Raw genomic sequence first — 18,567 nt, forward strand, 5'->3', positions numbered from 1 at the left:
AGCACTTTTCCTGATCTGACGGACTTTCTATGCGTTTTTCAGCTGTTATTCTGTGTTTACTGGCTATTCCGGCGTTAGCTGCCAACTCTCCCTGGCCTGAACAGCCGGTATTAGTGCTTAAGCCTGATATGCAAAAAGTGGTAGCTGCAGAGGCAAAGCTTGAGCAACTGGCCGAAGGCTTTCGCTGGGCAGAAGGGCCGGTAGCCGAGCCTGATACCGGCGATATTTTGTTCTCAGACGTACCGGAGAATAAAGTGCACCGCTGGAGTGAAGCAAGCGGTTTAACAGTATATCTGCAGCCATCTGGCTATAGTGGCCTGTACCCGCAGAATAATCTGCAGGAAGGCTCTAATGGCCTGATGTTTAACGCCGACAATAAGCTGGTGCTGGCACAGCACGGTGACCGGCGCCTGGCGGTGTTGCAGGACGCCTCCGGTAAATTACCGCGTTATCAGACATTGGTAAGCCATTATCAGGGCAAACTGCTCAACAGCCCTAATGATCTGGTGCAGCATAGCAGTGGTGCTTACTACTTTACTGACCCGCCTTATGGCTTAAAAGGCGGTGATGATTCAGCACAAAAACAGCAAAGCGTAAATGGCGTATACCGGCTGGCACCGGATGGCAAGATCACGTTATTAGCTGACAATTTAACCAGACCCAATGGCCTGGCGTTTTCACCGGACGAGCAATGGTTGTATGTTGCCAATTCTGACCCAGCGGCAGCGCAGTGGTGGCGTTATGCTGTTAACGCCGACGGCAGTTTGGCTAAAGGTGAGTTGTTTTTTGATGCGACAGTCGCAACTAAAACTGCCAGCGGTTTACCCGATGGCTTAAAAGTGCTGCCGTCAGGCGTATTGCTGGCCACCGGGCCGGGTGGTGTTTGGCTGTTATCGCCACAAGGTGAACACCTGGGCACAATACAAACCGGCGTAGCCGCAGCTAATGTGGCGTTAAGCCGTGATAACAGCTGGCTGTATATCACCGCCAGCAGTTATTTACTGCGGATTAAGCTGCAGCCGGGCAAACTATAATTCCGCTTCATTCTGCAGTATGCAACTATGGCTGTGGCGGCGTTAGGCGGGTGACTGAGACACACAGTTGCGGCCATTGGATTTTGCCTGATACAGGGTTTCATCGGCGCGCTGAACTAAACTGTGCAGATCGTCACCAGCGCTATATTGTGTTACCCCTATGCTGGTGGTGCAGCTTGGTATTGCAGAGTTATCGGTGGTTTGCCGTTGCAAAGCCTGACGAATGCGGTTGCCAAGCCCGTAAGCACTACTGATATCAGTGTCGGGTAAAAGAACCAGAAACTCTTCGCCGCCAATGCGGCCAATAAAGTCGGTCTTCCTTAGTTGTTGTTTAAAGTTTTCTGCGGCATTTTTTAATGCGCGATCGCCGGCCTGATGGCCATAATTGTCATTTACCGCCTTAAAGTGGTCCAAATCCAGCATCATAATGCTCAGCGCGGTACCCTGGCGATCCGCGCGGGCAATCTCCAGCTCAAGCAGGCGCATAATTTCGCGGCGGTTTAACAGCTCTGTCAGTTCATCAGTGGTGGCCATTTTTTCCAGCTGTGCAGTACGTTTTTTTACCTCAGCTTCCAGCCGCTGGTTTGATGCGGCCAGCTCATGTTCAGCCCGCATCAGCTCTACAATTTTAGCCTCCATATCTCGTTTGCCGGGCAAGCTTATCGCCTGCGGCAGCAAGTACCAGAGTGATATGGCCGTCAGAATGGAGATAATGCCGGTCATCGACTTTATAATGCCGTGAATATAGTAATAGCCATGCCAGACATTGATAATGCCGAGAATATGGGTGGCGCCGCAGAAAAAAATAAAACCGGCAAATAGCAGAAACATCCAGTCAAAGCGCAGATCAACCCTTGCCCTGACCAGCCTTATCAAGGCTATCGGGATCAGCATATAAGCGATAAATGTCAGCGTATCACCACCCACATGCAGCAGCAGTAAATCGGTGCGCCATAATAAACAATGGCCATGCGGCATAAAATCGCCGTTCAACAAGTCATTGATAAACGCCATTTTCTAATCCTGTTTGCGGTTACAGTTGCAATCAGCTTAGTCAACATTGGACAAAGGTGTTGTAACAACCGAAACAAAGATACGGCAGGTGAAGCTATTAGCGTGACAAGTTGGTGAGCGGGCCGTTACATCCCCCCGTGGCACCAGTGATACCACGGGTAACAGCGTAGTGTTGATTAAGTTATTGAGTTTGGCTGCTATAAACCACTAACAGGCTGTATCTGGCATTTAGGCCCAACTGCCAGATTTTGGTTTCACCGCTTTGTAACGGCAGTAACGCCGAGCGTATTTTGTTACGTTTTAAGCGGATAAATTTATATTTTTTAATACTAAACAGTATCTTACGGCTGTATTCTTCAAACCATGAGCCATTAAAGTGATGAATGGCATAACCGGGTTTGCCCGCCTCTGGCGTGCAAAAGTAATGGCTGGGGTAGATAAAGGCGTTGTCTGTCAGTTTGTTAATATGATTGGCGGCGTAGGGCTTAACTAAGCCAAATTTTGCGGCAAAGATATCACTGATCAGCCCGGTATTGGGTGTTAAATCAAACTGGCCGTCAGCCTTAATAAATTGCTTGCCGGCATAAGGTTGCAGCAGTTGCTGGATCACCGGATTGTTGGCAGTGGCGCCCATTAATGCCGTTACCGGAGCCAGACGCTTTTTAAACTGTTCAAAACCGGTAACAAAATCATGCTGGCGGAATGCATCAAGATCTGCAGTAATTTCCAGATCAGTATCAAAGTAGAAGCCACCGTACTGCTGTAAAGCGTAAAGTCGCAGATAATCAGAAACAAAAGCCCATTTACCGGCCGCAAAAGCCTGTTGCATATAGATATTGTCCAGCGCATGCACACTGTCGTTATTCCACTCTACAATCTGGTAGTCGGGCAGGTATGTTTTCCAACTGGCAATACATTTGAGTACCAGTTCGGGTTTGGGCGCATTGCCTACCCAGACATAATGAATTATTTTCGGGATCATCAGTTACACCGCTGCGCATTGTATTTACTGGCGGTAATATAAAGCGGCGATTAATGGCAGATTGTGTGACTTTGTAATTAAGCTGTTATCTTAATTACAACTAAGGCTGTTTTAACGCTGAGATGTGCCCGCCGTTATAGCACCAGGGGATGATGCTATTTTGTCGTTTTGAGCTTAAGTTATGCTGAACAATTGTCGGTGTATTAGTCCGGCGTTGTGGTTCGTTATAAAGGCCCGGTATTTTGCTGTGTTGCAATAAAGGGCCTTACCTTCTGCCAAACTTCAGCAGGGGGTAAAAAGGTTTTACTGCCAACAACACAAAATAAACCCGGGCAGTTATTGCTGAAACTGCGCGCGACATCCCACTGCTCGTAGGGGTGAGATTCATGCACCAGCAATCGCTGTGGCAGCTCTGCGGTACCTGCGGTCACATGGTATTTATCCAGTAATCCCAGCTTGTGGGCGCACAGGTAGTACAGCGAATATTCAGTCCACTTCAGCATTAAAAACCGGTGCGGTAGCCAGTTTTTCGGGTGTTTAGGTAAATGTAACTGACATAACCAATCTACCCAGCTTTGTTGCGTTGTTTTTGGTGTGAGTTGTTGCATCAGGCTTTTAACAATATCAGTAGCCAAAATAGCCGGTGTTACTGTCATACCGAGTTGCGGATCGCCAACCTTGGCATTCATTTTTAAGATACGGGCAGACGCCTTCCACCATTTGGGGTGCTGGGCGCGTTGTTCGTATTGCAACAGGGCTTTGCCATCGATAATCAGTTTTTCTGCGCTTAAGGGTTTAAGGCAAATAGCATCGGCATCAAAGGTTAAATAAAATTTTGCCTGCATTTTTGCCGCTATCGCCAGTTTAACGATTTGCTGCTTACGCCAGCCGCGCATTTTGGGATACTTTGCCAGCTCCGGCACCAGGGTGTCTTCAGATATCACCTGAATACCCAGCGACTGCCAGCGGGCAAAGGCCGAACTGACTTGTTCCACTTCAGCAGCAGGTACCACCACATAAAATTCACTGAACAAGCCTGGCTCAGCAAAGCGTTGCAGTGAGCTAAATAAAATATGCGCCCGGTTTAAATCGTCGACACCGTAGCTGCCGGTTACTTTAAGCGGCAGTACCGCACCTATTGTCATAGCAGTTTTCATCAATCACCAATATGGCTGTATTTAAGCATATAGCCTTTAAATTCATCGCGCTGAGTTAACATATTGTTTTTTCAACACGTAGAAGACTTGTTTTTATGCCTTCAGTTCAGTTGAAACAGCACGTTTTATGTTAGCCAGCAAAGCCAGAATATTAACCTAATGCAACATATGTTTGCAGCGCTTTCTGGCGCTTTACCCCTTATTTCAGCAATAAATGTTCAAACAGACTGAAAAAAGTCAGGAATATTATTAGTAACAAAATAACGAGGCTGGTGTTAAGGATGAGCTTCAGTGTTTTATATAGTCGGCGATGAGTACTGCGCAAATGCAGCGTTTTTTGCCGCAGTGGCGCAATCATGGCAAATAAAGCGCTAAAGATACCTCGTTTATCCTCTGCCGAATTGGGCACCACAGTGCCTCGGATGATAAACCGATACAGCAGATTAAATATACGCCCCACGAGGCGCATTGGCCGCTCGACATCACACATCAGGATCAACCTGGCCGCATCTGTGCCGTTGTGTGCATAATGCGGGTAAGTTTCATCGAAGACAAAATCCCGGCCATCAAGCCAGATACAATGTTCTCCATCGACATTGATATAACATTTGGCTGAATTAGGGGTGCTCAGGCCCAGATGATACCGCAGTGAGCTTGCCATGGGGTCGGCGTGCAGGCTAAGTTCAGAACCGGCTGGCAGGATGGAAAACATGGCGCCCCGCACTTGCGGTATCTGGCTAAGCAATGCCACCGTTTTGGGGCACAGCCTTTGTGCTGAACGGTGGTGAGTGCCGTACCAGGTCAGGTAAAACTTACTCCAGCCACGTTTGTAGAAAGTACGAAAACCCACATCGTAATAACCGGCTGAGCCGGGTGTTTTAATGTCATCAAAAGCCCCGGTTGCCTGCAGTGCCAGGGCTTCATCACGGATCAGTTGCCAGTTATCTCTAAGCACCGCAATGTTTTGCAGGTAGTCGGCGTTTAACACTGGTTCGCGAGCCCAGGCCTGGGTAGCCATATACAACAGGCAATTAAGTGGCGCAAATACCGGCCAGCTTTTGCGCAGATACTGCTTAAATGAAGCATAGCGCGCCTGCCCCCGCCAGCGATAAACATAAGCTACACAGGCAATGGAATACAGCACCATGCTGCTGACGATAAAAACACTGACACTCATAATATTGGCTCCTGATCTGGCCATAAAACCGGCTGCGTTTTTTGCGCAGCCGTAAACCTAAGTTAAACGGGAGGGACTTAGTGGTTAAGCGGTGAAAAACGGTGCAAACGCGGTTTTAGCCATTGCACGACATCATCTACACAGCTGTACACCACCGGTATTACCAGCAAGCTGAGAAAGGTTGAGGTGATAAGGCCACCAATTACTACAATTGCCATCGGTGCGCGAAAGCTAGGGTCGCCACCCATACCTAAGGCGATCGGCATCATGCCGGCGCCCATGGCAATAGTGGTCATCACTATTGGCCGCGCTCGTTTGCGGCAAGCGTCGATAACGGCGTTCCAGCGGTTTAGCTGGTGATCGCGTCTGGCAATGATGATGTAGTCAATCAGCAGGATAGAGTTTTTGGTGGCGATGCCCATTAACATGATTAAGCCAATCATCGCCGGTAGCGACAGTGCGGCATTGGTTAAAAACAGCGCCAGAAAGGCCCCCGGTACCGATAGCACCAGTGCAGCAAGAATGGTGACCGGTTGAACAACATCTTTTAGCAGCAGTACCAGTACCATATAAATACAGAATACGCCGGTTAACATGGCCACGGCGAAACCGCTGGCGAGTTCGCCCATCATTTCTGCATCGCCCAGTGTAGTTTGGGATACGCCCGGTGGCAGAGCTTGCAGGCTTGGCAGCGTCAATACGGCCTGCTCAACCACACCCAGTGGCAGGTTGTTTAGCTCTACTTCAAAGTTGATATTACGCATCCGGTCAAAGCGGGCGATTTCAGCCGGGCCACTGCCTATTTCCAGGCTGGCGACGTTCTCCAGTGCCACCGGGCCGCGGGCGCCGGGTACCGGTAACCGTTTAAAGGTATCGAAATCTTCGCGGGCAATATCATTCAGGCGCACTACTACGGGCACCTGGCGTTCACTCAGGTTAAGCTTGGGTAAATCCTGCTCATAGTCACCGGCGGTGGCAACCCGCAGCGTATCGGCAATGGCCGATGAAGTTACACCAAGGTCGGCTGCGCGGGCAAAATCGGGAGTAACAACCAGCTCCGGCCGCACCAGGCTGGCGCTGGAGGTAACGGCGCCAATGCCAGGAATAGCCCGCAGCTCGCGTTCTACCTGCAGTGCATGTTGTTGCAGTATGCGGCTATCTTCGCCGGCCAGCACCAGCATATAATTTTCGCTTCCACCCATACCCACTTTAATCCTGGCGCCGGGCAGGGCACTCAACATTTCGCGTAATTGCTGTTCAATTTGTTGCTTGTGTAAACCAGCACGCTCACTGCGATGGGTCAGGCTAAGTGTCAGCACTGCGGAGCGCACACTGGTTGCTGTGCTACCGGTGTTATCTGATGCACCTGAACTACCACTGCCAATAGCGGTGTAAATTTGTTTTATCTGCTCATTTTGTTGCAATATCTGGCGCGCCTGTTCCGCCAGGGCAATGGTATCCTGCAGCTTAGTGCCGGGCTGCAGCGTAAGCGTAACCTGGGTTTGCTGATTGTCATCTGCTGGCATAAAAGCACCAGGCAGTGTCATCGCCAGCATAATGCCGCCGGCAAAAAATACCGCCGCTGCGCTCAGGGTTACGCCTTTGTGCTGCAAGCACCAGGTTACCAGATGCAGGTAGTAACGAACCCAGCCCGGCTCCGGTTTGATCTGCTGTTTATTGTTCTGCCCAGGTGAGCGCAGCAGGTAGGCGGCCATCATCGGCGTAAGTAGCCGGGCCACCAGCAGGGAAAATAACACTGCTATAGCTGCTGTCCAGCCAAACTGTACAAAGAACTTGCCTATTACGCCGCTCATAAAGGCGGTGGGTAAAAATACCGCTACCAGGGTAAAGGTGGTGGCAACCACGGCCAGGCCAATTTCATCGGCTGCTTCCATAGCAGCCTGAAACGGCGTTTTGCCCATTAGCAAGTGGCGCTCAATGTTTTCTATTTCAACGATAGCATCGTCAACCAGCACGCCGATCACCAGCGAGAGTGATAATAAGGTGACGGTATTGAGCGAAAAGCCCATCATATGGATCAGCCAAAAAGTGGGAATGATGGACAGAGGCAGTGCCAGTGCGGAAATAAAGGTGGCCCGCCAGTCGCGTAAAAACAGAAATACCACCAGTACCGCCAGCAGGGCGCCTTCATACAATAGCTGCATGGAGCCGGCATAATTCTCCGCTACCGGGTCAATCAGGTTAAACACTTCTGTTACGCTGATATCCGGCCGCTGTGTTTGCAGCTGTTGCAGCGCGGCACGCACCCCTTCTGCAACTTCAATTTCGCCGTAACCGATGGCGCGGGTTATCTCAAAGCCCACTACCGGCTCGCCGTTCAAAAAAGCAGCGGAGCGTTGCTCTGCTACCGTATCAGACACTGTGGCTATCTGGTCCAGCCGCAGCCTGCGGCCATCAGTCAACGTAATTTCCATTGCTGCGAATTCTTCAGCCGACTGCACGGTAGCAATGGTTCTCACCGACTGTTCCATGCCGCCAAAATAGGCACGGCCGCCGGCAGCTTCTTGCTGCACCAGCTGTAACTGGCGGGAAATATCGGCAGCCGTAGTATTGAATGCCAGCAGTTTGGCAAAATCCAAATCAATGCGTATTTCCCGGTCAACACCACCGACTCTGGCGATAGCACCCACACCTCTGACCGCCAGCAAGGCCTTGCTGATATCGTTATCAACAAACCAGGATAAGGCTTCGGTATCCATCTGTGCTGAGCTCAGGCTGTAAGTCAGAATAGGTGAGCCGGATAATTCTTCCTTTTTTATTACCGGATCGCGCAAATCTGACGGCAGATCGGCCCGGATGCGCGATACCGCATCACGCACATCATCAACGGCCTCTTGTATAGAACGTTCCAGGCGGAACTCCACCGAAATACTGGCTTCACCATCGGTCAGGTTACTGTAAATATGTTTAACGCCCTGCACGGTAGCCAGAGAGCTTTCGATTTTACGTACCACATCGGTTTCAAGCTGGGACGGTGAAGCCCCTGGCAGTTCCACCGTTACGGTAACAGTAGGTAAATCCAGATCAGGTAAATCCTGCACTTTCATGGCACGAAAACTAAAAATTCCGGCAAAGGTCAGCAGAATAAACAGCAGGATAGCCGGCGTAGGGTTGCGTATGGCCCAGGTAGAGACATTTAAATTCATTTTATACTCCGGCTACATCGCTTCGTCTGATGAAGCGGTTACAGCCGCTGGTGTTGGGTTGTGATTGGCAGGTAGCTGCGCGGTGGGCTGCTGGGAAACAACCTGCACCAAATCGCCATCACCGAGGAAGGCACCGCCTGTTGCGACCACCTGATCGGCAGCCGTAATACCGCTGGTAATTTCTACCAGCTCAGCGGTACGCCGGCCGGTACTGACTTTGGTTTGCCTGACTCGGCCATCCGGGCCCACACGCATCACATAGCTAAACCCGTCGCGCAGTTGCACGGCGTTTTGTGGCAGTGTCAGCACCTTAGTCGCCCCCAGTTCAAACTGGCCGCGGGCAAAGCTACCGGCCCGGGTGGTGTTATCAACAGGCAGGTCTACATACACCAAAGCGTTGCGGGTTTGGGTATCTACTACCGGCGCCACCATGCGCACTGTGCCTGTAATGGTTTTACCGCCGACCGGCGTAACCTGTACTATTTGCCCCGGCTGCAGCTTTGCTAAATCTTGCGCTGACACCTCAGCCCGCCACTCCAGCCGGCTGCCGCGGATCAGCCTGAACAATTCCTGGCCTACCGGCAACACTGCCCCGACAGTGGCCGTTCGGGCTGAAATAATGCCATTATCCGCTGCCAGCACCTGAGTTTGTTTCAGGCGTAGTTGTTGGGTGTCCAGATTAGCTTGTGCCGATTTAAGCCGGGCCTGGGCGGTTTTCTCTGCAGTGCTGTATTGCTGAATTTGCTGTGCTGACAGGGCTCCACTGGCTTGCAATTCAGTAGCACGCTTGACGTCGCCGGCAGCTTCAGCCAACACAGCTTCGGCTTCTGCCACGGTAGCCTGGCGTTGCGCCATTTCGGCTTTAACCGTATCTGCGGCAAAGGTTGCCAGCACCTGGCCGCGCTGTACGATATCACCTACGTTCACGTTTACCTGTTCCAGCCTTAAGCCCTCGGTTTCATTACCGATAATGGCTTCCTGCCAGGCGCTGATATTGCCATTGGCTGATATTGTCAGCGGCAACACCATAACTTGCGGTGTAGTTAGGTTAACTGTCAGTGTGGGGTTAGCGGTTGCAATGCTGGGATTGTTTGCTGGCGTATGCGCGCCATCCGCAGTGATGACTATGGCTGCAGTAATTGCCACCACAAACACCGTAGCAATTAAAACAACCTGGTGTGACCTTCTCATTATCTGGTTCCTTATATTTGGCATTAGCTATACAGGCGGCGACAGCTATTACACGGGCGGTTAATAGGGCTCTGCAGGGTGGCCCGTTAAGGGTTGGTGTAGTTCAGCGGGGCTCCAACCACCGCCAATAGCGCGGTACAGCGCAATCCAGCTGGCGATGCGCTCACGTTGCAATTCGATGGTGGTGCTTTTTGCGCTAATCATGCTGCGTCTGGCATCTTCAAGGTCGAACAGGCTGGCAAGACCGGCCTGGTAGCGGGATTCTGTTGCCAGAAATGACAATTCAAATCCTTCTGCGGCGGAGTTGGCGGCGATACTACTTGCTGCTGTACTGTTTAATGTCACCAAAGCACTTTCTACTTCCTGAATGGCTTCACGCAGGCGGGCAGCATAAATAGTGATGGCGGCGTCATAGCGGATACGGGCGGCTTCGGCACTTGCCCGGCGTGAGCCAGCATCAAACAGTGGCAGGGTGATAGCTACCGGCCCAATGCTCCAGGTTGTGCCATCGGTGCTGATACCTCCACTTTTTATAGTAGTTGTACTGATATTGCCGGTAAGACTAATGCGCGGCCAACGCTGTGCCTGTGTCTGATGTGATTCAGCACTGGCTGCCACTACCGCACGTGAGGCAGCATAAATGTCGGGCCGTTGCGCCAGTACGTCAGCCGGTATAGCTGATACTGTCAGCCCGGCAACCTGTGGCAGTATGGCTTTGCCCGCTGCCAGCTCATCGCGTAATGCCATTTCATCCTGTGCCGTAAGCGCTGTAAGCGCCTTTATCAGCAGATCACATTGTGCAACCTGCTGTATCAGCACCATTCTGCCTTGTGCTGCACTGGCTCTTGCCAGATCTGCAGCGGCAGAAGGCTGAAACCCGGCATTGACTGACTGGCTGGTAATAGCTGATGTTGTTATCCGCGATTGTGCATCAAGCTGATACTGCTCAGCCTGGGCTTCGCATGCCCGCAAAGCGGTGTAGGTGGTAGCTACTTCTGCTGCCACCAGAATACGGGCTTCATGCCAGTTAGCCTGGCTGGATTCCAATGTCGCCAGCGTGGCATCTGCTGCTGCGCGGTTGGCACCAAAAATATCTAACTCCCAGCTGGCCTGCAGGCCAACAGCGGTTTGGTTAGCAATTGGTGTAACAAGATCTGCACGGCTTCTGCCTGCGCTGACACTGGCATCTACCGCTGGCAGCAACCTGGCTTCACTGCTAACCAACGCGGCACGGGCATCGGCAATATTGGCCGTTGCCTGCGCCAGTGTCGGGCTGGCATGTTGCGCGCTGGCAAGCAGGCGCAGCAATAAAGGGTCATTGAACTGGGCCCACCATTGTTTCAGTTCGGTAAGTTGGCCATTGTGAGGCTGATTAACATGCCATTGTGCAGCGATGTCGGTATTACTGTTGGCAATTGCCTGCCCAGGTACAGTGGCAGTACAACCTGACAGCAATATTGCTGGTATCACTGTAAGCCCGGCATATACCGGCTTTACCGCCGTTTTTTGCCGCCTTGTAAAGGCAGAGATTGTAGTGACCAAGTGATGCATCTGAAATTCTCGTCAGTGTCTGAAAGCTGCTGCACTATCTGGCAAATTGGCTTTCAGGAAACTTACTGAGGAAAAAGAATAAAAAAATGTTTTGGTAAGTTTTAGGTAAGTCAGGCGGTGGATGATGGAGGTTGTTTTAAACACCAAGCCATCTACATCATCTGAAAGGAAGTTACCTATGCATTTATTAAGACTGACCGTACGTTATTTCTCAGCGACCAGAGCACCTACTGCTGCGGCTACACTGATGTTGGCTGGTCTGGGCTTACCTCTGGCTGTCACCGCACAACAGGTAGATGATGACTCATCTGCGTCATCTTGGGGGCTGGGATTGGCAGTAGGCAGCAGCCAAAAGGCGTACACTGACATTGACCGTGATACCAAAGTACTGCCGATATTGACCTATGAAAACCGATATATCAGGCTGGCTGGACCGGAGCTGGCGTTCAAATTGCCCAGTTATAGCCTGAATGAGTCTAATAAATTTAACTTCGGCGTAATCGGCAAATACGATTTTACTGACTACGAACAAAGCGATGCGCCAATCCTTAATGGTATGGAAGATCGTGATGGTGGCTTCTGGGCGGGCTTTAAAGCAGAATGGCAAAACAGCCTGGCTGATATCAGTGCTGAATATTTGACTGAAGTTTCCGGCGACAGCGACGGCAGTGCATTTAATTTCTCGCTAGAAAGAACCTGGCATTTTAAACAACAATTTATGTTTACTCCGCGGGTGGTGGTGAGCTTACTGGATAAAAACTATGTTGATTACTACTACGGCGTGCGCGCCAATGAAGTGACGGCTGACAGGGCTTATTATCAAGGTGAATCTGCGGTAAATATTGAAGTGGGCGCGCGTGGAGGTTATATGTTTAAGAAAAAACATCTGTTGTTTGTTGATGTTAGCGTTACCAGCCTGGCGTCAGAAATAAAAGACAGCCCTTTGGTAGACAGTTCAACCGAAAACCGGATAGTTCTCGGTTATATTTACCACTTCTGATGAGCCGCATCCTGTTACTTGAAGATCATGAGCGCTTAGCCCGGCTGATATGCGAAGGACTGGCGCCTGCTGGTATTGTCGCCGATGTATTTAGTCGCATTGACCATACTATGGCTGCGTTACAGCAAGTGTCTTATCAGGCGCTGGTAATTGACCGCGGTGTACCAGACGGTGATGGGCTAACGCTGTTGCGGCGTTTACGTGAGGCTGGCAATACCATTCCCTGCCTGGTACTGACTGCGCGCACCGCACTAAACGATCGGGTTGAAGGGCTCGATGCAGGCGCTGATGACTATCTGGCCAAGCCTTTTGCCATGGAAGAAATGGTAGCGCGGGTGCGTGCATTGTTGCGCCGACCGGCGGAAGTGCGCTCGCTGGCGCCGCAATGTGGCGATTTAACCCTACGCCCGGCCGATAGCCTTATTTGCTGTGGTGATAAAAGCGAGATACTGGCGCAGGCCGAAATGCAAATTATGCTGTTGCTGGTGCGTAGATGTAATGAATCGGTGCGCCACAGTGCGCTTGAAGCCGCTGGCTGGGGCTTTAGCGAAGCAGTTACGCCCAACGCGCTGGATGTGGCCTTACATCGGATACGGCGCAAATTGCAGGCCATTGGTTCGCAGCAGCGGATAGTAAATATAAGAGGTATAGGCTATGCGCTTCGTGACGATGCGTCATTTTAACAGTTTACGACTGCAGGTATTACTATCGTATCTCGGCGGGATGATTCTGAGCGTAACATTGCTGGTGTTGGCTGCGGTTTGGGTGTTGCAAGATAATACGCTTGCCAGAATGGACCTGGCTGATGCCGCTGCCGGGATCGCAGATGATATCAGGTACGATGACGAAGGTACGCCGATTGGATTTGCTGCGAAAGTAGAGGATGTAACATGGTTGTTTGACAGTATCTCGCGTGAAACGGCGTACCGGATACTGGACGAGGCCGGTAACGTGGTGTTGCAATCAGGCACCGGCGAGTCAGTCTGGCCACAGAGCAAAGAACTGCTCAGCCTGGTGCGCGGCCGGTTTGATTTTGAGCATAATGGACTTACTATGCATGGAGCAACTGAGCCAATTATGCACAATGGTAAAATCTGGTATTTGCAGCTTACCGCCAGCACAAGGTTTATGGAGCTTATGCATCGGCATATTGCAATGCCGCTGGTAGGCGCCGGCGTTACGTTGTTTAGTGTGGTGTCGTTGCTTGCTTTCGGTTTGTTCGCTTACATTACTCTGCGCTATACCCTAAGGCCGCTAAAAGATATCTCTCAGTCTGCGTCCACTATTTCGCCTTATTCTCTGGATGTTCGTCTGCCGGTTAAAGGCGTGCCTACCGAGCTTACATGTCTGGTAAACAGCTTTAATCAGGTACTTGAGCGGCTGGAGCATGGCTACCGTGTACAGCAGGAGTTCTTGTCTACGGCAGCTCATGAATTAAAAACCCCACTCGCATTGATCCGCGCTCAACTGGAGTTGATGCCAGAAACAGAACAGCGCAACTGGTTATTGCACGATGTCAGCTATATGTCGCGCCAGGTGCAGCAGTTGTTATTGCTGGCAGAGGCCAGTGAACGGCAGAACTACAAATTTATCCGGGTTAATATGCCGCAACAGGTAGCAGAGGCCGTTGCCTATTTGCAACGGATGGCAGACGCTGCACAGGTTCAGCTTAATCTGGAGCAGCATGCCCCCGGCATTATGTTACAGGCTGATAAAGGCGGATTATTTACCTTACTAAAAAACCTGCTGGAAAATGCCATACAACATGCGCCTGAAGGCAGCGCTGTGTCGGTAGATGTGTTCTCTGACAATATTACCGTGCGCGACCACGGCCCGGGCATTGAAGACGCCCAATTACCAAAGTTGTTCGACCGCTTCTGGCGCGGCGCGCACAAGCGCGATACCGGAGCCGGGCTTGGCCTGACCATTTGCCGCGAAATTGCCCTGGCGCATGGCTGGGCATTATCAGCCCACAAAATGCAACCGGGGTTGATGTTCCGGTTGCAGTTACATACAGATAACGGTGTGCCTGTTGAAAACGGTAATGCCCTAGCGTAGCGTAACAAATTCTTCCGCACTGGTGGGGTGCAGTGCCACAGTGGCGTCAAAATCAGCCTTGGTGGCGCCCATTTTTATTGCTACGGCAAAACCTTGCAGTACTTCGTCCATGCCTTCGCCAATACCGTGCAGGCCGACCACTTTTTCGTCTTTACCTGTGCATACCAGCTTAAAGCGGCTAAGTGCGCGATGCTCTGTTATGGCGTTATACATAGCCGCAAAGCCAGAGCGGTACACTTTTATATTGGCTGCACCATACTTTTCAATAGCTTCTGCTTCGGTTAGCCCAATGGTACCAATTGGCGGATGGCTGAACACTACTGTTGGGATCAGTGAGTAATCCATATGCGCATCGGGCATATTTTTATTAAATAAGCGCTCTGCTAACAAGCGGCCGGCTTTAACGGCTACCGGGGTTAACTGTGCTTCGCCGGTAACGTCACCAACAGCATAAATGCCTTTTACATTAGTATTTTGATATTTGTCGGTAGTTATATTGCCATCTTTATCGGTTTGTACCCCGGCTGCAGCCAGGTTAAGTTTGTCGCTGGCAGGTCCACGGCCAATGGCCCAGATTACACAATCTACGCCGGTAAACTCAACGCCGTTATCGCAATGCACGGTTAAGTTGCCGTCGCTGATTTTCTCTATTTTAATCACGTTGGTTTGTTTATGCAGTTTGAGTTTGTCTTGTGTCATACGCTCAAGCAGCATATCGGTAATGTCAGCGTCGAAACTGCGCAGTGGTTTATCGCCGCGAATTAACAAATGAGTGTCGGTGCCAAGTGCATGCAACACGCCGGCAACTTCTACCGCAATATATCCGGCTCCTATTACCAGCGCTTTTTTGGGCTGACTGGTTAAGGCAAAAAAGCCGTCTGAATCTATGCCGTGCTCTGCGCCGGGAATATCGGGCAGTACCGGGCGACCGCCCGTGGCGATGGTAATATGATCGGCAGTAATACGCTCGCCGTTAACTTCAACGGTGCGCTCGTCAATAAAGCGGGCAAAACCTTCAATATAGCTTACGCCATTATTATCAAAGCCTTTTTGATAACTGCCATGAATGCGCTGGATATAAGCTTCGCGGTTTTTTACCAGCGTGGCCCAGTTAAAGCTGTTTTGTGTAATGTCAAAGCCATAGGCCGGGCTGTACTTTAGTGCTTCGGCAATGTGCGCGCCGTACCACATCACTTTTTTGGGCACGCAACCGACATTCACACAGGTGCCACCGACGGCTTTTGCTTCAATCACTGCAGCAGTTGCGCCACGAATAGCCGCACGGTTGGCGCTGGCAATACCACCGCTGCCGCCACCAATAGACAGATAGTTAAAATGACGAGACATCAGACAATTCCGCAAAGTAGACATTACTGCGGTTATAGGGGTTAGTGTGGTGTTTTACAAGCCCTGTTGCCATACAGCTTCGGCAACAGGGCTTAAGGCCGTAGTTAGAGCTTTTTTAAATCAATGCTGTTGGCCAGCGCCAGCATAGTGCTTTGGTTGGCATTATTGCCGCGCACGGTAATCATGGCGCCGCCTTGGGTAACAAACTGAATTTCCAGGCTATTGTCTTCTAAACGTTGCACAGCCTGCAGGCCCTGAATTTTGGTCAGTTTGCCGCCAGACATGGCAATCATCGACGGGTTACTCAGCATCATGGCAAAGGCCTGTAACATCGGAGAATCCATCATCAGTTCAATATCAATGCTGTCACTGTCGTTGTAGTAATTGCGCGAGGCACTGATGCCACCGCCAAACATGGCTGCGCCAGCCACTTCTGCATTGGCATCCTGTGCCTGCCAGCCGCTGGGGGCCGCTGGGAAGGCCAGTTTTACCTGCTCGCCTTTTTCCTGGCGAATTAACGTGCTGGCATAATCCAGCTGCGATATGGCCTGTGACAGCTCTCCGGCTTTATAGTGTTTGGTGGCAGCGGTTATGGCTTCGTCTATTTCACTGGCACTGGCTGACAGGTTCAGGCAGGTAAGTAACAGGCAGCTGACAGCGGTCTTTTGCAGTATTTTCATGTTGGTTTCATTCCTTTGATTAACAAGTTTTGCACAGTATAGCCAACCGCATTCGTTACTGCCAATAAGGTTTTTTTAGTATTGACAATCGCAGTGCCTGCCCCAACATTATGGCTAATGTTTGTTACTTTGTTTAAGGTTTGCTATGTCTGCTACCCAAAATGTACTGTTGTCCTTCCCGGATTTACCGCCGTTTTCCCACATTACGCCAGAGCAGGTTAAACCTGCGGTTGAACAGGCTATTGCACAGGCACGGGCTGCGGTAGAGGCTGCAGTGGCACTGCCAGACGTTAGCTGGCACACACTGATAGAGCAGCTGGACCAGGACAGCGAGCGCTTAGGTAAATTATGGTCGCCGGTATCGCATATGAACTCGGTAATGAATACCCCAGAGCTGCGCGAAGCTTATGAAAGCTGTCTGCCGTTGCTGTCTGAATACAGCACCTGGGTTGGCCAGCTTGAAGGCCTGTACCAGAAGTACCAGCAACTGGCGCAAAGCGGGCACTATGCAGGCTTAACGGCGGCGCAGCAAAAAGTGATTCAAAATGCCCTGCGTGATTTTAAGCTGTCGGGCATTGGCTTGTCGGCCGGGAAAAAACAACGCTACGGCGAAATTCAAAGCCGTTTATCAGATTTAAGCTCGCAGTTTTCCAACAACACGCTGGACGCTACCCAGGCCTGGTTTAAACATATTACCGAGGCAGCAGATTTAGCGGGCTTGCCCGACGATGCCAAACTGGCTGCCGCCGAAGAAGCACAAAGCCGTGAGCTGACCGGCTGGGTGTTTACGCTGGAGTTTCCCAGTTACATAGCTGTAATGACCTACGCTGACAAACGTGAGCTGCGTGAAGAGCTGTACAGTGCCTACTGCACCCGTGCGTCGGATCAGGGCCCGACTGCGGGCCAGTTTGATAACAGTGCCATTATTGAAGAAACGCTGGCACTAAAGCATGAGCTGGCGCAATTGCTGGATTTTAACAACGCTGCAGAAGAATCACTGGCAACCAAAATGGCACAAAGCCCGGCGCAGGTACTCGATTTCCTGCAGGATTTAGCCCGCCGCGCCAAACCCCAGGCCGAGCAGGATTTAGCGGAGTTAAGGGCCTTTGCCCAAAGCGAATACGCTGTGAAAGAACTGGCAGCCTGGGACATTAGTTACTATGCCGAAAAGCTAAAACAAGCCAAATACGCTATTTCTGATGAACAACTGCGGCCGTATTTCCCTGAGCACAAAGTGGTAGCTGGTTTATTTACCGTACTAAACAAGCTATTTGGTGTAGAAGTAAAGCAGCGCGACGGCGTGGATGTATGGCATCCGGACGTTAAGTTTTACGACATTATTGATGCCACAGGCACATTGCGTGGTAGTTTTTATCTGGATTTATACGCACGGGCGAAAAAACGCGGCGGCGCCTGGATGGACGACTGTCAGGGCCGGCGTATTTTGCCTGATGGCAGCGTGCAAACGCCGGTGGCATATTTAACCTGTAACTTTAATAAACCGGTAGGTGGCAAGCCAGCGCTGTTTACCCATGATGAAGTGGTGACGTTATTCCACGAATTTGGCCATGGCATTCACCATATGCTCACCAAAGTGGATGCTGCTGCGGTCGCCGGTATTAACGGTGTGGCCTGGGATGCGGTAGAGCTACCCAGCCAATTTCTGGAAAACTGGTGCTGGCAAAGCGAGGCCCTGGCTATTATTTCCGGCCATTATGAAAGCGGCGAGCCTTTACCGCAGGACTTACTGGATAAAATGCTGGCGGCGAAAAACTTCCAGTCGGCGATGTTTCTGGTGCGCCAGCTTGAATTTGCCTTATTCGATTTTCGTTTACACGCCGAGTACGATCCGGCGCAGGGCGGCCGTGTACAGCAGATGCTGGACGAAGTGCGCAGTGAAGTGTCGGTTATTGTGCCGCCACGCTTTAACCGGTTTCAGCATGGTTTTAGCCATATTTTTGCCGGCGGTTATGGCGCCGGTTATTACAGCTACCTGTGGGCTGAAGTGTTATCAGCCGACGCTTTTGGCCGTTTTGAGGAAGAGGGCATTTTTAATGCCGACACCGGCCGTGACTTTTTACGCTGGATTTTAGAGCGCGGCGGCAGTGCCGAGCCTATGGAGTTATTTAAAGGTTTCCGTGGCCGTGAGCCATCGAACGAAGCTTTGTTGCGCCATATGGGTATTGCCGGTTAATGCCGGCGTGGTTAA

14 protein-coding genes are annotated in these 18,567 nt (G+C 51.0%); 5 read left to right on the forward strand and 9 right to left on the reverse strand.

What is annotated here, in order from left to right:
- Window positions 1–29: 29 nt before the first annotated feature.
- Entirely contained in the window at window positions 30–1,034 is a 1,005-nt protein-coding gene (locus MJX74_RS18350) for an SMP-30/gluconolactonase/LRE family protein (RefSeq protein ID WP_240224462.1), read from the forward strand.
- Window positions 1,035–1,076: 42 nt separating this feature from the next.
- On the opposite strand, the gene MJX74_RS18355 is transcribed toward MJX74_RS18350, so the two are convergent.
- From MJX74_RS18355 to MJX74_RS18385, 7 genes are all read right to left on the reverse strand, one after another.
- Entirely contained in the window at window positions 1,077–2,048 is a 972-nt protein-coding gene (locus MJX74_RS18355; RefSeq protein ID WP_240224463.1) for a GGDEF domain-containing protein, read from the reverse strand.
- 181 nt (window positions 2,049–2,229) lie between these two features.
- Entirely contained in the window at window positions 2,230–3,030 is an 801-nt protein-coding gene (locus tag MJX74_RS18360; RefSeq protein WP_240224464.1) for a glycosyltransferase family 32 protein, read from the reverse strand.
- Between the two features lie 224 nt (window positions 3,031–3,254).
- Complete coding sequence (locus tag MJX74_RS18365; protein ID WP_240224465.1) at window positions 3,255–4,175, reverse strand: DUF6492 family protein; 921 nt, start codon at window positions 4,173–4,175, stop codon at window positions 3,255–3,257.
- Window positions 4,176–4,386: 211 nt separating this feature from the next.
- Window positions 4,387–5,364: an aspartyl/asparaginyl beta-hydroxylase domain-containing protein gene (locus tag MJX74_RS18370; RefSeq protein WP_240224466.1), complete on the reverse strand. Its 978-nt coding sequence runs from the start codon at window positions 5,362–5,364 to the stop codon at window positions 4,387–4,389.
- A 77-nt stretch (window positions 5,365–5,441) separates the two neighbouring features.
- On the reverse strand, window positions 5,442–8,531 hold the full coding sequence (locus MJX74_RS18375; protein ID WP_240224467.1) for an efflux RND transporter permease subunit: 3,090 nt from the start codon (window positions 8,529–8,531) through the stop codon (window positions 5,442–5,444).
- A gap of 12 nt (window positions 8,532–8,543) precedes the next feature.
- Window positions 8,544–9,722 carry an efflux RND transporter periplasmic adaptor subunit gene (locus MJX74_RS18380; RefSeq protein WP_240224468.1) on the reverse strand — a complete coding sequence of 393 codons (1,179 nt, stop codon included), beginning with the start codon at window positions 9,720–9,722 and terminating at the stop codon, window positions 8,544–8,546.
- Window positions 9,723–9,782: 60 nt separating this feature from the next.
- Window positions 9,783–11,273, reverse strand: a complete 1,491-nt coding sequence (locus MJX74_RS18385; protein WP_240224469.1) for an efflux transporter outer membrane subunit — start codon at window positions 11,271–11,273, stop codon at window positions 9,783–9,785.
- Between the two features lie 178 nt (window positions 11,274–11,451).
- On the opposite strand from MJX74_RS18385, the gene MJX74_RS18390 reads away from it, so the two are divergent.
- The 3 genes from MJX74_RS18390 to MJX74_RS18400 are packed head-to-tail and all read left to right on the forward strand — an operon-like array spanning window position 11,452 to window position 14,331.
- Window positions 11,452–12,273: a MipA/OmpV family protein gene (locus MJX74_RS18390; protein WP_240224470.1), complete on the forward strand. Its 822-nt coding sequence runs from the start codon at window positions 11,452–11,454 to the stop codon at window positions 12,271–12,273.
- Window positions 12,273–12,956: a response regulator transcription factor gene (locus MJX74_RS18395; protein WP_240224471.1), complete on the forward strand. Its 684-nt coding sequence runs from the start codon at window positions 12,273–12,275 to the stop codon at window positions 12,954–12,956. Before MJX74_RS18390 ends, MJX74_RS18395 begins: the two co-directional genes overlap by 1 nt.
- Window positions 12,928–14,331: a sensor histidine kinase gene (locus tag MJX74_RS18400; RefSeq protein WP_240224472.1), complete on the forward strand. Its 1,404-nt coding sequence runs from the start codon at window positions 12,928–12,930 to the stop codon at window positions 14,329–14,331. The genes MJX74_RS18395 and MJX74_RS18400 overlap by 29 nt, the downstream gene beginning before the upstream one ends.
- On the opposite strand, the gene gorA is transcribed toward MJX74_RS18400, so the two are convergent.
- Window positions 14,323–15,678, reverse strand: a complete 1,356-nt coding sequence (gene gorA / locus MJX74_RS18405) for a glutathione-disulfide reductase (protein WP_240224473.1) — start codon at window positions 15,676–15,678, stop codon at window positions 14,323–14,325. The two genes, MJX74_RS18400 and gorA, sit on opposite strands and share 9 nt — an antisense overlap.
- A 104-nt stretch (window positions 15,679–15,782) precedes the next feature.
- Entirely contained in the window at window positions 15,783–16,358 is a 576-nt protein-coding gene (locus MJX74_RS18410) for a hypothetical protein (protein ID WP_240224474.1), read from the reverse strand.
- A 145-nt stretch (window positions 16,359–16,503) separates the two neighbouring features.
- Between MJX74_RS18410 and prlC the strand changes: the two genes are divergently transcribed.
- On the forward strand, window positions 16,504–18,552 hold the full coding sequence (gene prlC, locus MJX74_RS18415; RefSeq protein ID WP_240224475.1) for an oligopeptidase A: 2,049 nt from the start codon (window positions 16,504–16,506) through the stop codon (window positions 18,550–18,552).
- The last annotated feature ends 15 nt before the right edge of the window (window positions 18,553–18,567 follow it).

The sequence above is a fragment of the Rheinheimera hassiensis genome, from assembly GCF_022436675.1.
GTDB lineage: Bacteria > Pseudomonadota > Gammaproteobacteria > Enterobacterales > Alteromonadaceae > Alishewanella > Alishewanella hassiensis.

Bases quoted from the DNA above. Each gene is read 5' to 3' on its own strand.
- MJX74_RS18350 (WP_240224462.1), top strand. From the start codon at position 30: ATGCGTTTTTCAGCTGTTATTCTGTGTTTACTGGCTATTCCGGCGTTA.
- MJX74_RS18355 (WP_240224463.1), bottom strand. From the start codon at position 2,048: ATGGCGTTTATCAATGACTTGTTGAACGGCGATTTTATGCCGCATGGC.
- MJX74_RS18360 (WP_240224464.1), bottom strand. From the start codon at position 3,030: ATGATCCCGAAAATAATTCATTATGTCTGGGTAGGCAATGCGCCCAAA.
- MJX74_RS18365 (WP_240224465.1), bottom strand. From the start codon at position 4,175: ATGACAATAGGTGCGGTACTGCCGCTTAAAGTAACCGGCAGCTACGGT.
- MJX74_RS18370 (WP_240224466.1), bottom strand. From the start codon at position 5,364: ATGAGTGTCAGTGTTTTTATCGTCAGCAGCATGGTGCTGTATTCCATT.
- MJX74_RS18375 (WP_240224467.1), bottom strand. From the start codon at position 8,531: ATGAATTTAAATGTCTCTACCTGGGCCATACGCAACCCTACGCCGGCT.
- MJX74_RS18380 (WP_240224468.1), bottom strand. From the start codon at position 9,722: ATGAGAAGGTCACACCAGGTTGTTTTAATTGCTACGGTGTTTGTGGTG.
- MJX74_RS18385 (WP_240224469.1), bottom strand. From the start codon at position 11,273: ATGCATCACTTGGTCACTACAATCTCTGCCTTTACAAGGCGGCAAAAA.
- MJX74_RS18390 (WP_240224470.1), top strand. From the start codon at position 11,452: ATGCATTTATTAAGACTGACCGTACGTTATTTCTCAGCGACCAGAGCA.
- MJX74_RS18395 (WP_240224471.1), top strand. From the start codon at position 12,273: ATGAGCCGCATCCTGTTACTTGAAGATCATGAGCGCTTAGCCCGGCTG.
- MJX74_RS18400 (WP_240224472.1), top strand. From the start codon at position 12,928: ATGCGCTTCGTGACGATGCGTCATTTTAACAGTTTACGACTGCAGGTA.
- gorA (WP_240224473.1), bottom strand. From the start codon at position 15,678: ATGTCTCGTCATTTTAACTATCTGTCTATTGGTGGCGGCAGCGGTGGT.
- MJX74_RS18410 (WP_240224474.1), bottom strand. From the start codon at position 16,358: ATGAAAATACTGCAAAAGACCGCTGTCAGCTGCCTGTTACTTACCTGC.
- prlC (WP_240224475.1), top strand. From the start codon at position 16,504: ATGTCTGCTACCCAAAATGTACTGTTGTCCTTCCCGGATTTACCGCCG.